We start from the raw sequence: 14,449 nt of genomic DNA on the forward strand, positions 1-14,449 counted from the left end.
GCAGATCCGATCAACGGGAGAATTCTATGTCAAAGCTTTTGAGCCAGATGCCGCAGATGAGCCGCCGTCACCTGCTGGGCTCGGCGGGTCTGCTCGGCCTGTTTGCCGCGATGCCGGGATATGCCCGTGCGATGGCTGCTGGTGATTTCGGCCTGATCCGCAAGCAGGTGGAAGACTATGTCGCGACCAGGAAGGTGGCGGGCATGCTGGTGTCGCTCGGCTTCGGCGCGCAGCCTGCTGCGCTGATCGGCGCGGGCAATCTGGCGCTCGACATTCCGACCCCGGTCGATGCGGATTCGCTGTGGCGAGTCTATTCGATGACCAAGCCGATCACCGGCATGGCCGCGATGATGCTGGTCGATCAGGGCAAGCTAAAGCTCGATCAGCCGATCGCCGATTTCATCCCCGAATTCGCGCAGATGAAGGTGCTTACCGATCCTGCCAAGAATCTCGAATCGGTGCCGGCCAGGACGCTGATCACGCCGCGGCACCTGATGACCCACACTGCGGGGCTGGGCTATAACATCATTACCAAGGGGCCGCTGCTCGAGGAATATAACAAGCTCGGCATCAATCCTGCCGCAGTCAGCAAGACGCCGATACCCGGTTTCCCGATGCCCGCGCCCACCCCGGCAATCGACGAGTTCGCACGCCGCGTCGCGTCGCTGCCGTTGATCGCCGAACCCGGCACCGTCTGGAGCTATTCGATTGGCCTCGATCTGCTCGGCTATGTCATCCAGATTGCATCGGGCATGGAATTCGGCGCGTTTCTGAAGAAGAACATGTTCGATCCGCTGGGCATGACGAGCAGCTACTTCACCGTGCCGCAAACCGCGGTGCCCCGGCTCAGCACCAATTATGCGCCCTTTGCCGGCGCGCTGATCCCGATCGACCCGGCGCAGGACAGCATCTTCACAGTGCCGCCGGCCTTCCCGTTCGGCGGGGCAGGGCTGGTCAGCAGTGCGGCCGATTATGATCGCTTCCTTGCCATGCTTGTCGGCAAGGGGCAGTTGAACGGCACCCGCATCATGTCTGAACAGGCCGCGCTGATGGGGATGTCGAACCTGTTGCCGCCGGGCGTCGAAACCAAGGGCACCATGGCGGACGGATCGGGCTTCGGCGCGGGCGGCCGGGTGGGGCTGGGCAATGATAAGGGGCCGGTCGGCACATATGGCTGGGGCGGCGCAGCCGGAACCGTGGCCTTTGTCGATCATGTCCGCGGTATCCGCGCATCGGGCTATACCCAGTACATGCCTTCCGACACCTATCCCTTCCAGCGTGAGTTCCCCAAGATGATCGCCGAACAGCTTCAGGCGATGGGTTGAGCGAAGACCCGGGGGCATTCACATGAGTCTGTCGCTCATCGCTCCGGCGCTGACTGGAAACCGCATCGACCGTGCCGATCAGGTGCGGGTCGATGCAGACCGGCTGGCCGGATACATGAATTGGAAGGCCCGGCTGCTCAGCCTCAACGGGCTGGAGCCAGAGGTCGATTTCGAAGGAAGGCTCGTCTGGCGAAGCCTGGCCGATGCCGCTCCGGACAGCGAGCTGATCTTCCTGGGCCTGATCGACGAGAAGGCCCATTTTGCCGAGCTCAAGCCAGGCGAAAGGGGTTCGGGCCTGCACTATAACCCGCGCGTCTGGCAGATGCTGGCTGGCTTGCCCGGCGACGAGCTGGCGCTCTATGGCGGCGCACGAACGCTAGTCGACTGGCATGCCCGGCATCGTTTCTGTTCGCTGTGCGGCGTGGGCAGCGCGATGAGCAAGGGCGGCTGGTCGCGCACCTGTACCGGTTGCGGAGCGGAGCATTTTCCGCGCGTCGATCCGGTCACGATCATGCTCTCGGAATATCAGGGCAAGGTGCTGCTCGGTCGCCAGCCGCGCTTTCCGCCGCGCCGATTCTCCGCGCTCGCAGGTTTTGTCGAGCCGGGCGAAAGCATCGAGGAGGCGGTCGCGCGCGAGCTTTGGGAAGAGGCCGGTGTGCGCGTGAAGAATGTGCGCTATCTCGCCAGCCAGCCCTGGCCTTTCCCCTCATCGCTGATGATTGCTTGCACCAGCGAGGCGCTGAGCGACGAGCTGACGCTCGACACCACGGAAATCGAGGAAGCCGGCTGGTTCAGTGCGGATGAAGTCCGCGCCGCCATGGCAGGAGACGAAAGTGCCCCCTTCATCGCGCCGCCGCCGTTTGCGATTGCGCACGATCTGCTGAAACACTGGCTTTCCCAGCAATAGGGCCGCAGACTGTCGTTGGCGAATAAAGCAGATATTGACGCGCCCCGCGTCCGGTGGCATGTGCGCCGGACCACGCCGATGCGGCGCAAGTGCGCGGGTATAGCTTAGTGGTAAAGCTCCAGCCTTCCAAGCTGGCTATGCGGGTTCGATTCCCGCTACCCGCTCCAGGGTCTCATTGTCAGACCGGACAGCACCCAGTTTTTAGCTGGTTTCCAGTGTTTCTCGAGTTGCCTTACCTGGCACCCGGTCTTCGAGAAAATGTCGATAAATCTATCGCATAGGGCCGCCGATTCTGTCCCGACATCGGAAAACGCGCCATTGCGCTGGTTGTGGAGTGGTCACCGGAGGCAGCCGCTGGGTGGATCAGCCTTTGAGCGGGACCACAAGCCCGGCAATCACCAATTCGGCGCGATCCGCGATGGCGGCGATGTTCTGGTTCAGACGGCCTGCCATGTCGCGGAACTGGCGGGCCAGGGCATTGTCGGGAACGATGCCCATCCCAACTTCATTGCTCACCAGAATGATCGGCGACGGGGCACTCGCAAGCGCATCTGTCAGACGTTGCGACGCTGCGGTGAAATCGGTCCCGCTCAGCAGCAGATTGCTCGTCCACAATGTCAGGCAATCGACGAGCAGTACCCGACTTGTGCCTGCTTCGCGTGCGATGGCTTCCGGCAGATCGACGGGGCATTCGACGGTGTGCCAGCGCGGTCCGCGATCCTTCTGGTGACGGGCGATCCGGTCCGCCATCTCGTCATCAAAGGCCTGCGCGGTCGCCAGATAGACAAGTTCGCCCTCATGGCTTTCGGCCAGGGATTGCGCTCGCGCGCTCTTGCCCGAGCGCGCGCCGCCCGTGATGAATGTCAGCACCGCATCCGTCCATTTCCCTTGCAAAGCGTTTTCACTCGCAATAATGCGGCGAAGCGACAGGTTCCCAGAGATGGGATTAATAGGGAACGCGGAAGCAGGGTAAAGCCCTGTAATCCGCGGCTGTCCCCGCAACTGTGACCGGATAGCGGTCGCTCCTTATGCCACTGGGTGCCATGCACCTGGGAAGGTGGAGCGCTCGTGACGACCCGGGAGCCAGGAGACCTGCCTGACGCGGTCGGTCCTTTGCGCGGACGGGGTGTTCAGCGTGATCGAGGTTCATCCTCGCGTGACGACATCGGTCGGGGTTCGCGCGTGGGTGACATGCCTGCGACAGCTGTGTCGTGCCATCGGCGCGCGTGCCCCCTTGTTGTTTGACAGGGGATAGACATGCCTGCTCCAATTCTGAAAGTTACCATTTCCGCGTCTGCGTTCTGCGGCAGCCTTTCCGCTGCCGCGATGGCGCAGGACACGCTTGCCGAGGCAAGCCAACGCGAACCGGTGATCGTCGTCACCGCCAACCGCACCGCACAGCCGATCGAGCGCGTCGGCCAGTCGATCACCGTCATCGATTCCGCCGAGATCGAGCGGCGGCAGACTCAGGCGGTCGCCGACATTCTGCGCACCGTCCCCGGTGTCAGCATCACCCGTAACGGCGGCGTGGGCACATCGACATCGGTATTCATCCGCGGCGCGGAAAGCGACCAGACGGTGGCTCTGGTCGATGGCATCAAGCTCAACGACCCGTCTTCGCCCGGCGGCGGGTTCAACTTCGGCAACCTGCTGATCGGCAATATCGAGCGGATCGAAGTGCTGCGCGGCCCTTCTTCCGTGCTCTGGGGCAGCCAGGCAATCGGCGGGGTGATCAACATGATTACCCGCCAGCCGACCGAAGACTTGAGCGTCAACCTGAGGGGTGAATATGGCTATCGCGATACCGGCCAGCTGGTCGGCAATATTGCGGGCAAGGCCGGCCCGCTTTCGGCGAGTGTCGGCGGGGGCTATTTCCGCACCGATGGCATCTCGGCATTCAGCGAAGCGCGCGGCGGCGTCGAGAAGGACGGTTACGAGAATTACGGCGCCAACGCCAATTTCAACCTGGCCCTGAGCGATGCGATCTCGGTCGACGCACGCGGCTGGTATTCCGAAGGTCGGGTGAACATAGATGGGTTCCCGCCGCCGAGCTTTGCATTTGGCGATGTGAACGAGGAATCGCGCACCCGCGAATTCGTCGGCTATACCGGCGTGAATGCGGCATTTTTCGATGGTCGTTTCCGCAACCGTCTGGGCTATGCCTATACCGATACGCGCCGCCGCAATATCGCGCTGGATGGCGCGCCGGCCGAGACGTTTGTCGGCCATGGCCGCAACGAGCGTATCGAGTATCAGGGCATTTTCGATATCGCCGAGGGCTGGCAGCTGACCGGCGGGCTGGAGCGTGAGACCTCGCGCTTTTCGAGCAGCAGCTTCGGCGCTGCGCCCTCGATCGGGCGCGCGCGGATCGACAGCGTCTATGCCCAGATCGTCGCCACCCCGTTCACCGGCCTGACGCTCACCGGCGGGGTGCGGCATGACGATCACAACCGGTTCGGCGGAGCAACGACCTTTGGCGCCAGCGGCGTCTACGCGAACAGCCAGACCGGGACGACCCTGCGCGCCAGCTATGCCGAAGGGTTCAAGGCACCCTCGCTGTTCCAGCTGCAGAGCGATTTCGGCAACCAGCTGTTGCAGCCGGAACGGTCGAAAGGCTGGGACGCTGGCATCACGCAGGATATGGTCGACGGAAGGTTGCAGGCCAGCGCCACCTATTTCCGCCGCACATCCGATGACCTGATCATCTTCATCTCGTGCCCGCTGCCGCGCACCGGCATCTGCGCGGGCCGTCCTTCGGGCACCTATGACAATGTCTCAAGGGCGCGCGCGGAAGGGGTCGAGATCGGCCTGATGATGCAGCCGGTCGATGCACTCCGGCTGCAGGCCAACTATACCTATACCGACGCCACCAACCGCTCGCCCGGCAATGCCAATTTCGGACGCCAGCTGGTCCGCCGTCCGCAGCACAGCGTGACCGCCCTGATCGACTATCGCTGGAGCTTCGGGCTGGAGACCGGAGTCACGCTGACCCATGTCGGCGCGAATTTCGACAATGCCAATAACAGCCGCAAGGTCGAAGGCTATGTGCTGGCGGACCTGCGCGCCTCGTTCCCGCTGACCGACCGCGTAGAAATCTATGGGCGCGTCGAGAACCTTTTCGACGAACGTTATGAAACGGTGTTCCGCTATGGTTCGCCCGGCCGTGCGGGCTATGCCGGCGTGCGGCTGACCTATTGATGGCACAGGCGGCGTCGGCCTTGATCGATGACTTTGCCCGCCACGGCGGACGCATCGGCATGGCCCAGGCCGCCTTTCCGCGCATGGACCGGTGGACCGACCTGTCCACCGGCATCGCGCCTTGGTCCTATCAGGCTGCCGCATCAGCCCAATCAGCGGCAGAATTGCCTGATCCTGCCGCGCTTTCGGCGCTCGAAGCGGCGGCCGCCGGCTTTTTCGGGGCTGACCCTGCGCGCGTGGTCGCGGTGCCGGGTAGCGATCTCGCCATGCGGCTGCTGGGACTGTTACTGGGCCGGCGGTCTTTCGTCTTTCGTCCCGCCATCGTCCGGCCCGGCTATTCGGGCCATGCGGCCATGTGGGGTGGGCATGAGGCCATGGCCTGCACGGCAGAAGAGATCACGAGCATCGCGCCGACCCATGACGTGCTGGTGCTGGCCCGCCCCAACAACCCCGATGGCATTGTGGCCGACCCTCTGCTGCTGGAATGGGCCAGCCTGACAATGTCCGCGCGCGGCGGCCATCTGCTCGTCGATGAGGCATTTGCCGATGCCGATCCGGCCTGCAGCCTGGCGGGGCGCGGCTGGCCGGGGCTGATCGTGTTGCGATCGTTCGGAAAGTTCTTCGGGCTGGCTGGATTGCGACTGGGCTTTGTCATCGCACCGCCTGCCATCATATCCGACCTGCGCGCGCTGATGGGCGACTGGCCTGTCTCCGGCCCGGCGTTGGCGACAGGCCTGGCAGCCTATCGCGACACGGCCTGGCACGGGGCGCAGCGCGCGCGGTTGGCCACAGCATCGCAGCGGCTGGCCGCGCTTTTGACCCGCAATGGCATCGATATCGTCGGCCAGACGCCGTTTTTCGTTTTGGCATCAGCCGAGCACCGCGATCGCCTTTTCGTTCATCTGGCAGAGGCTGGCGTGCTGACGCGCCCGTTCGATTACGAGCCCTGCTGGCTGCGGATCGGCCTGCCGCGCGATGAAAACGATTGGGCCAGACTGGATGAGGCCCTTGTCATCTGGAGGACGCAATGACCGAGACCGAGCAGGATTTTGCCCGCCACAATGCGCGGATGAAGCGGGTTCAGGCCGCACGCGAGCGGATGCAGGCACGGCGCACGCTCGAGCGCGGGCTGCTGATCGTTCACACCGGTAACGGCAAGGGCAAGTCCTCGTCTGCCTTCGGCATGGCCATACGCTCGCTGGGCTGGGGGATGAAGGTCGGCATTGTCCAATATGTCAAAGGGAGCTGGGAAACCGGCGAGAAGAATTTCTTCCAGGCCAATCCCGACCTGCTGACCTTCGAGGTGATGGGCGAAGGCTTCACCTGGGACACGCAGGACCGCGCCCGCGATATCGAGGCTGCGCGCGCCGCGTGGGAGCGGTCGAAGGAGCTGATCCTCGATCCGGATTATGACTTCATCATCCTCGACGAGCTCAACATCGTGCTTCGGCAGGATACGCTGCCGATCGACGAGATTGTCGCGTTCCTGAAGGATCGTCCGTTGACCAAGCATATCTGCATTACCGGCAGAAGTGCGAAGCCCGAGCTGATCCAGATTGCCGATCTGGTGACCGAATTCGGCGAGGTGAAGCATCCCTATCATGCCGGGTTCAAGGCGCAGAAGGGCGTCGAATATTGATCCGCGCCTTCGCCTTGTTGCTGGGGCTGGCGATCGCGGGCTGCGCGTCGCAAGCGGCAGATCGATTGACGCAACGTCCGAAAACACAGGCTCTGCCGCGTGTGGTCTCGATCAACCCCTGCGTCGATGCGGTGCTGATGCAGGTGGCCAGCCCTGGGCAGATCGCCGCGATCAGCCATTATTCGCAGGACCCGCATGCGACCTCGATCCCGCTCGATCAGGCGCGGCGCTTTGCCGCAACCTCGGGCACAGCCGAAGAGGTGGTGGCGCGCGCGCCCGATATCGTGATCGCCGGAGCGCATGTTGCGCCAGCGACCATCGCGGCGCTGCAGCGCATGAACATCAAGCTGATCCAGATTGGTGTTCCCGAAAGCATCGCCGAAAGCAGGGGGCAGATCCGGACGATCGCAGCTGCGGTCCGTCAGCCCCGGCGCGGCGAGGCGCTGGTGGCGCGGATCGATGTGGCCGTTCGCGCAGCATCGGCGCAGCCTGGTTCGGCGCCTGCGGCCCTGATCTGGCAAGGCGGCGGTCTGGTGCCGGGTGAGGGGACACTGGCGAGCGAGCTGCTAAGACGGACCGGCTTTCGCAACATGAGCGCCGATTATGGCCTCAAGCGCTGGGATGTGCTTCCGCTCGAGCATCTGGTCGTGCGGCCGCCCGAAGTGCTGCTGTCCGTCGGAGCGGAAGATCGCAGCGACCGCATGCTGGGCCATCCGGTGCTGGCGGGTCTGAAGCAGACCATCGCGGTGCGCCGCTATCCCGAGCGGCTACTGCATTGCGGCGGCCCGACGATCATCGACGCGGTGGGGCATCTTGCGACGATCAGGCGCGCCTTGTGAACCGGTCGCTCGCTATCAACATCGGGTTGGTCGCCGCGATTGCTGCAGCCATGCTGTTGTCGCTGATCGCGGGCAAGGTGTGGATCCCGCTCGACGCCTGGGTGCACGCCGATCCGCGCTGGCCGATCATCGCCGAGCTGCGCCTGCCGCGCACGGTCCTTGCAGCCATGGTTGGCGCGGGCCTGGGCCTGTCCGGCGCGGCGATGCAGGGCTATCTGCGCAACCCGCTTGCCGATCCCGGGCTGTTCGGCGTGTCGTCGGGCGCGGCACTGGGGGCGGTGATCTCGCTCTATTTCGGCTATGCCGCCGCGCCCTGGCTGCTGCCGATGTTCGCGCTGACCGGCGCTGCGATCACCATGGCGCTGCTCGCGGTGCTGGTCGGCCGATCGGGCAGCATCGTCGTGTTCACGCTCGCCGGTGTGATCCTCTCGAGTGTCGCGGGGTCGATGACCGCGCTTGCGATCAGCCTTGCGCCGACACCCTTTGCGACCTCGCAGATCGTCACCTGGCTGATGGGCGCGCTGACCGATCGCAGCTGGGATGATGTGCACCTGGCGCTGCCGCTGCTGGCGCTGGGATGCGTGCTGCTGGGTCTTACCGGGCGCACGCTCGATGCGCTGACCCTGGGCGAATCCGCCGCCCGCTCGATGGGGGTCGATCCGCGGCGGCTGCAGCTGCTGATCGTGGTCGGCGTTGCGCTGTGCGTCGGCGCATCGGTGGCAACGGCGGGGATCATCGGATTTGTCGGGCTGATCGTGCCGCATCTCGTCCGTCCGTTGGTGGGTAACCGGCCTTCGGCGGTCATGCTGCCGTCCGCGCTGGCAGGTGCGCTGCTGCTGCTGCTTGCCGACAGCCTGGTGCGGGCCATTCCGACGGTCAGCGAATTGCGGCTGGGGATTGCCATGTCGATGCTGGGCGGGCCGTTCTTCCTGATCCTGTTGATGCGCATGCGCCGGAGGCTGGCATGAGCGGGCTCGCCGTCGATCACCTGACGCTTGCCCGGGGCGGTCGGCCGGTGCTGGACAGTGTCAGTGCGGTCTTCTCGCCCGGACGCGTGACCGCGGTGCTGGGCCCGAATGGGGCGGGAAAATCGACGCTCCTCGGGTGCCTCGCGGGCTTGCTTGCGCCTGATGCCGGGCAGGTGCTTGTCGGCGCCCGACCGCGCCAGACGCTGGGCATGCGCGAGCTCGCAAGGCAGATCGGTCTGCTGCCGCAGGGTGGCGACGTGCATTGGGACGTCGATGTTGCGACACTGGTAGGGCTGGGCCGCTATCCGCACCGCGCGCGCTGGGGAGAAACGCAGCAGGATCGTGCCGCCGTCGCGCGCGCCATGGCGGCGACCGACGTCACCCGGTTCGCGACCCGCCCAATGGCTGCGCTGTCGGGCGGCGAGAGGGCGCGGGTGCTGCTGGCGCGTGTCCTGGCGGGCGAACCGCAATGGCTGCTTGCCGATGAGCCGCTGGCCAATCTCGATCCCGCGCATCAGCTGGATACGCTGGCTTGCCTGCGCGATGTCGCGCGCGGCGGTGCAGGCGTGATCGTGGTGCTGCACGATCTCAATCACGCTATCCAGGTGGCCGATGAAATCCTGCTGCTTCGCGATGGTCGCACCGTGGCGCAGGGTGCGCCCGCCGAAGTTCTGACACCGGAACGGATTGCGGAAACCTATGGTGTCGCCGGGCAGATCGGGACGACGCCCGGCGGGGTGCCGTTCATCGTGACCATGCCGATGGCGCACCACGCATGATCGCGCGGCCGGAACAGCTGCTGCTGGCACTGATCGGCGAGGCGGCGATCGGCTATCCCGCGCCGCTGCTGGCAGCCATCGGCCATCCGGTGATGTGGACCGGCGCGGCCATCGCGGCGCTCGAACGGCGTTGGAATGCGGGCAGCGCCGTGCGTCGCAAAGCAATGGGGCTTTGCCTGCTGGTACTGATCGCAGGGATTGCTGCTGCCGTTGGCTGGGGCCTGGAGCGTCTGGCCGGAGACAGTATCGCCGTTGCAGTGGTGATCCTGCTCGCGACGACGGGCCTGGCGCAGCGCAGTCTGGACGACCATGTCCGCGCGGTCGCTGCGCCCTTGCTGCGCGGCGATCTGGCGGAAGCGCGCGCGGCGGTCGCCATGATCGTGGGGCGCGACACCGATACGCTCGGCGAACAGGGCATCGCGGTCGCCGCGATCGAAAGCCTCGCCGAAAGCCTCTGCGATGGCATTGTCGCGCCGGCGCTCTGGTTTCTCGTCGCAGGCCTGCCCGGCCTGATGGTCTGCAAGGTGGTCAATACAGCCGATTCGATGATCGGCCACCGCGACACACGATATCGCCATTTCGGCTGGGCGGCCGCGCGCACCGATGATCTGGTGAACTGGATCCCCGCCCGGATGTCCGGCGTGCTGCTGTGCATGGCGGGCGGGGGCGGATGGCGCGTCATGCTGCGCGATGCCCGCCATCATGCCTCGCCCAATGGTGGCTGGCCGGAAGCGGCCATGGCGGGTGTGCTCGGGCGAAGGCTGGGCGGTCCGGTGCGCTATGATGGCGAAGCGGCGGACCGTGCCTGGCTGGGCGATGGCCCGGCCCCTGCTGCTGGGGATCTCAAGCGGGGGCTGTGGGTCTATCGCCGGGCGTGCCTGCTGCTCTGGATTGGCGTAGGAGGTCTGGCATGGCTGCTGTGATGTTGCAGGGTACGGGGTCGGATGTCGGCAAGTCGGTGCTCGTTGCGGGGCTGTGCCGGTTGCTCGCCAATCGTGGGCTGAAGGTGCTGCCGTTCAAGCCGCAGAACATGTCGAACAACGCGGCGGTCGCTGAAGGCGGGGAGATAGGCCGGGCACAGGCGCTGCAGGCAGTCGCCTGCCGGGCCGCGCCCAACGTGGACATGAACCCGGTGCTGATCAAGCCGCAGTCGGATACCGGCGCGCAGCTGGTGGTCCACGGCAAGGTCGTCGGCACTCTGGGTGCGGCGGATTACCAGCATCGCAAGGGCGAGTTGCTTGGCAAGGTGCTGCAATCCTGGCAGCGGCTGACCGCTGCAGCCGATATCGTCATCGTGGAAGGCGCGGGCAGTCCGGCAGAGATCAACCTGCGCGCTGGCGACATCGCCAATATGGGTTTTGCGCGGGCCGCAGGCGTTCCGGTGGTGCTGATCGGCGACATCGACCGGGGCGGAGTGATCGCCTCGATCGTCGGGACGAAGGCCGTGATCGATGCCGAGGACGCCGCGATGATCCGGGGCTTTCTGATCAACAAGTTTCGCGGCGACGTGAGGCTTTTCGATAAGGGCTATGCCGAGATCGAACGCCGCACCGGTTGGCCGGGGCTGGGCGTTATCCCGTGGCTCGCTGCGGCGCGGCAGCTGCCCGCCGAGGATGCGGTGGTGCTGGACACAGCCGCGACCAGCGACGGCGCGATCACCATCGCGGTGCCGATGCTATCGCGGATCGCCAATTTCGATGATTTCGATCCCTTGGCGCATGAGCCCGGCGTGCGTCTGATGATGGTGCCGCCGGGACAACCCTTGCCCGGCGATGCGGCGCTGATCATCCTGCCCGGTACCAAGGCGACGATCGCCGACCTCGCCTTTCTGCGCGCGCAGGGCTGGGACATCGATATCGCCGCGCATGTCCGGCGCGGTGGCGCCGTGCTTGGCATCTGCGGTGGCTATCAGATGCTGGGGCAAACGATAGAAGATCCCGATGGCGTCGAGGGAATGGCCGGAACCGTAACCGGGCTTGGCCTTCTGCCGGTGACGACACGGCTCACCGGGGACAAGCGCGTGATCGAGGTGACCGGCAACAGCATTCGCGATGGCCAGCCTTTTGCGGGCTATGAAATCCATGTCGGCCAGACGCGCGCGTTGTCCCATGTGCAGCCGTTGCTGCGGCTGGCCGATGGAGCGATGGACGGTGCCGTCAGCCACGATGGCAGGATTGCGGGATGCTATATCCACCGGCTGTTCGATCATCCCGCACAGCGCGGGGCGTGGCTGGCGCGCCTGGGCGCGCAGAGCGATGGCATCGCGCAGGGCCATCGGGTCGATCAGGCGCTTGATGCGCTCGCAGCCGATCTGGAAGCGCATGTCGATATCGATCGGTTGCTGGCGATCGCGGGGTATCGGGCATGACCGGACCGGTGTTCGATGCGACCTTTCGTGCATCGCTGGACCAGCTGCTGGCATGGCGGCGCGATGTCCGGCATTTTCAGGCACGGCCGCTGCCAGATGGCATGCTCGACCGACTGCTCGATACCGCGTGCGGCGGGCCCTCGGTGGGCAATGCGCAGCCCTGGCGGTTCGTGCACATCCTCTCGTCCGACCGCCGCAATGCGCTCGCTCAACAGGTCGACGCGGAAAAACGGGCGGCGGGCGGGGCCTATGACGGGCAGCGCAAGGCGCTGTATGATGGCCTCAAGCTGCACGGCCTTCGCGAGGCGCCGGAGATTGTTGCGGTGTTCTGCGACGAGCACGACAGTGCCGGCCATGGCCTGGGCCGTGCGACGATGCCCGAAACCTTGTGCTGGTCGGTGGTGACGGCGGTGCACACGCTCTGGCTCGCCGCGCGCGCGCAAGGCATTGGGCTTGGCTGGGTGTCGATCATCGATCCCGAGGGGCTGAACATGTTGCTCGATGTGCCAGCGCACTGGCGATTTGTCGCCCTGCTGTGCCTCGGCTATCCCGAGCGCGAGACCGAAACCCCAGAGCTCGTCCGGCATGGCTGGCAAGAGCGGCTCGACCCTGCCACGACCCGACTGGTGCGCTGACGATGACCCGAAATGATGTCCATGCGAAGCTCGATGCGCTGGCCAAACCTGTCGGAAGCCTGGGGCGGCTGGAAGCTCTGGCCGTGGAACTGGCTGTGACAGGCCGGTCGCTGACGCCTGCCACCCGTCCGCGCCGTCTGGTGCTGTTTGCCGCTGACCACGGTGTGGTGGCGCAAGGGGTGAGCGCCTGGCCATCGGCGGTGACCACCGCGATGGTCGAGACGATCCTCACGGGCCAGGCGACCAGCGCCGCACTGGCCACTACGCATGGCGTCGATGTCCGGGTCGTCGATGCCGGAATGGCCCAGCCACCGCGCCGCCCATGGCCCGCCCATTTCAACGCGCAGCCGGTAGCGCCGGGAACAGCGGACCTGAGCGTCGGTCCGGCGATGTCGGTGGATCAATTCGATGCGGCCTGGGCGCTGGGTGCGGCGGAAGCCCAGGCGGCCGTTGATCAGGGCTATCGCCTGCTGATCGCGGGCGAGATGGGAATCGGCAACACCACCAGCGCTGCGTGCCTGACCCACGCGCTCGTCGGCATCGATGCCGATACAGCGACCGGAAGCGGTGCGGGTGCGGATGCGGCGATGCGGGCGATCAAGCGCGATATCGTGGCGAAGGCCGTCGCACGGCTGGAAGGCCGCACCGACAAGGGCGCCCTGTCTGCCATCGCGGGATTCGAGATTGCAGCGATGGCGGGCTTCTATGCCGAAGCGGCGGCGCAGGGGGTCCCCGTGCTGCTCGACGGCTATGTCACCACCGCTGCAGCCCTGATCGCCGAACGCCTGTGTCCGGGCACACGGTCTGTGTTGATCGCAGGCCATCTGTCCGCAGAGTCCGGCCATCGCGCAGCGCTGGCACAACTCGGCATCAGTCCGGTGCTCGAATGGCAGATGCGGCTGGGCGAAGGCAGCGGCGCCCTGGTGGCGCTGCCGCTGCTCGACAGCGCTGCGGCGCTGCTGTGCGATGTCGCTCGGCTGGCGGATATCGGCGCTTGACGATGGACAGCAAATGCCCTGTCTGGGCGCCTCCGGTGCTCGCCATACAGTTCCTCACGCGGATCCCGGTTCCTGGTACCGCACGGCTTTCGCCTGCGCAGATTTCGGCAGGGTTGGTGCAGGCTGTCGGGTGGTTTCCGCTGGTGGGCGCCGCGATCGGGGCGATCACGGCCGCGGTCGCACTGGCCGCCGATACGCTCTGGCCCACGCTGGTCGCCGTGCTGATCGCTCTGGTCGTCGAGGCCTGGCTCACAGGGGCGTTTCACGAGGATGCCGTCGCCGATTTCTGTGATGCCTTTGGCGGAGGCTGGACGGGCGACGACGTACGACGGATCATGAAGGACAGCCGCATCGGCAGCTATGGCAGCGTCGGGCTCATCCTCGCGATCGGGCTGCGGCTGGCACTGATGCTGGCGGTGGTGGAGAGCATGACGCCGCTGCCTGCATTCCTGACGCTTGTCGCTTCGGCCTGTTTCGGGCGGTTGCTGGTCGTCGTGCTGATGGCATCCGTCGCACCGGCACCGCAGGGTGAGGGGCTTGCCAAGGATATCGGATCTGGCGTCGGCCTGCAGGTGCTGATCCTGGCGGTGACGACCGCGATCCCGGGGATGACGGGTTTTGCTTTGCTTGAACCCATCTCCCTGCTGGCGGCGACGGTGGCTGCGGGCGCGTTCATCCTGTGGTTTCGCGTGCTTCTTGTCCGGCGGATCGGGGGGAGCACCGGCGACTGTCTGGGGTTTTCCGCCTATGCAGGGCAACTGATCCTGCTGCTCGCGGCTGTGGCGGCGTAGCC

The 14,449-nt window shown here is 65.7% G+C and carries 14 protein-coding genes, 1 tRNA gene and 1 riboswitch; of the genes, 14 read left to right on the forward strand and 1 reads right to left on the reverse strand.

Translation table 11 applies throughout. The features are described from left to right. Positions 1-26: 26 nt before the first annotated feature. The 3 genes from C7451_RS02140 (at position 27) to C7451_RS02150 (ending at position 2,399) form a co-directional block, all read left to right on the forward strand. Positions 27-1,325 (forward strand): serine hydrolase domain-containing protein, encoded by a 1,299-nt coding sequence (locus C7451_RS02140; protein WP_110297304.1) that lies wholly within the window; start codon positions 27-29, stop codon positions 1,323-1,325. 22 nt (positions 1,326-1,347) lie between these two features. After that, a complete protein-coding gene (gene nudC, locus C7451_RS02145; protein WP_110297305.1) occupies positions 1,348-2,232 on the forward strand; it encodes an NAD(+) diphosphatase in 885 nt (294 codons plus the stop codon). Between the two features lie 93 nt (positions 2,233-2,325). Continuing rightward, positions 2,326-2,399: transfer RNA gene (locus C7451_RS02150), tRNA-Gly, on the forward strand. 196 nt (positions 2,400-2,595) lie between these two features. Here the strand turns inward: C7451_RS02150 and cobU are convergent. Beyond that, entirely contained in the window at positions 2,596-3,102 is a 507-nt protein-coding gene (gene cobU / locus C7451_RS02155) for a bifunctional adenosylcobinamide kinase/adenosylcobinamide-phosphate guanylyltransferase (RefSeq protein WP_244181490.1), read from the reverse strand. Between the two features lie 41 nt (positions 3,103-3,143). Continuing rightward, a riboswitch (cobalamin riboswitch) is annotated at positions 3,144-3,346 on the forward strand. Between the two features lie 143 nt (positions 3,347-3,489). On the opposite strand from cobU, the gene C7451_RS02160 reads away from it, so the two are divergent. The 11 genes from C7451_RS02160 to C7451_RS02210 are packed head-to-tail and all read left to right on the forward strand — an operon-like array spanning position 3,490 to position 14,447. Continuing rightward, on the forward strand, positions 3,490-5,430 hold the full coding sequence (locus tag C7451_RS02160; protein ID WP_110297306.1) for a TonB-dependent receptor plug domain-containing protein: 1,941 nt from the start codon (positions 3,490-3,492) through the stop codon (positions 5,428-5,430). After that, positions 5,430-6,461, forward strand: a complete 1,032-nt coding sequence (locus C7451_RS02165; RefSeq protein ID WP_110297307.1) for an aminotransferase class I/II-fold pyridoxal phosphate-dependent enzyme — start codon at positions 5,430-5,432, stop codon at positions 6,459-6,461. Before C7451_RS02160 ends, C7451_RS02165 begins: the two co-directional genes overlap by 1 nt. Beyond that, positions 6,458-7,069, forward strand: a complete 612-nt coding sequence (gene cobO / locus C7451_RS02170; protein ID WP_110297308.1) for a cob(I)yrinic acid a,c-diamide adenosyltransferase — start codon at positions 6,458-6,460, stop codon at positions 7,067-7,069. Before C7451_RS02165 ends, cobO begins: the two co-directional genes overlap by 4 nt. Further along, positions 7,066-7,908: an ABC transporter substrate-binding protein gene (locus C7451_RS02175; protein ID WP_110297309.1), complete on the forward strand. Its 843-nt coding sequence runs from the start codon at positions 7,066-7,068 to the stop codon at positions 7,906-7,908. The genes cobO and C7451_RS02175 overlap by 4 nt, the downstream gene beginning before the upstream one ends. Before the next feature lie 50 nt (positions 7,909-7,958). Further along, positions 7,959-8,876, forward strand: a complete 918-nt coding sequence (locus C7451_RS02180) for a FecCD family ABC transporter permease (protein ID WP_110297436.1) — start codon at positions 7,959-7,961, stop codon at positions 8,874-8,876. Then, the gene (locus C7451_RS02185) at positions 8,873-9,655 is read left to right on the forward strand and encodes an ABC transporter ATP-binding protein (protein ID WP_110297310.1); all 783 of its coding nucleotides are present in this window, start codon (positions 8,873-8,875) and stop codon (positions 9,653-9,655) included. The genes C7451_RS02180 and C7451_RS02185 overlap by 4 nt, the downstream gene beginning before the upstream one ends. Further along, entirely contained in the window at positions 9,652-10,578 is a 927-nt protein-coding gene (gene cbiB, locus C7451_RS02190) for an adenosylcobinamide-phosphate synthase CbiB (protein WP_110297311.1), read from the forward strand. The genes C7451_RS02185 and cbiB overlap by 4 nt, the downstream gene beginning before the upstream one ends. Next, complete coding sequence (locus tag C7451_RS02195; protein WP_110297312.1) at positions 10,566-12,023, forward strand: cobyric acid synthase; 1,458 nt, start codon at positions 10,566-10,568, stop codon at positions 12,021-12,023. Before cbiB ends, C7451_RS02195 begins: the two co-directional genes overlap by 13 nt. Continuing rightward, complete coding sequence (gene bluB, locus C7451_RS02200; RefSeq protein WP_110297313.1) at positions 12,020-12,658, forward strand: 5,6-dimethylbenzimidazole synthase; 639 nt, start codon at positions 12,020-12,022, stop codon at positions 12,656-12,658. The genes C7451_RS02195 and bluB overlap by 4 nt, the downstream gene beginning before the upstream one ends. A gap of 2 nt (positions 12,659-12,660) precedes the next feature. Further along, entirely contained in the window at positions 12,661-13,656 is a 996-nt protein-coding gene (gene cobT / locus C7451_RS02205) for a nicotinate-nucleotide--dimethylbenzimidazole phosphoribosyltransferase (RefSeq protein WP_110297314.1), read from the forward strand. Between the two features lie 2 nt (positions 13,657-13,658). Next, entirely contained in the window at positions 13,659-14,447 is a 789-nt protein-coding gene (locus C7451_RS02210) for an adenosylcobinamide-GDP ribazoletransferase (RefSeq protein WP_110297315.1), read from the forward strand. Positions 14,448-14,449: the final 2 nt, after the last annotated feature.

The sequence above is a fragment of the Blastomonas natatoria genome (genome assembly GCF_003201955.1).
GTDB classification, from domain to species: Bacteria; Pseudomonadota; Alphaproteobacteria; order Sphingomonadales; family Sphingomonadaceae; genus Blastomonas; species Blastomonas natatoria.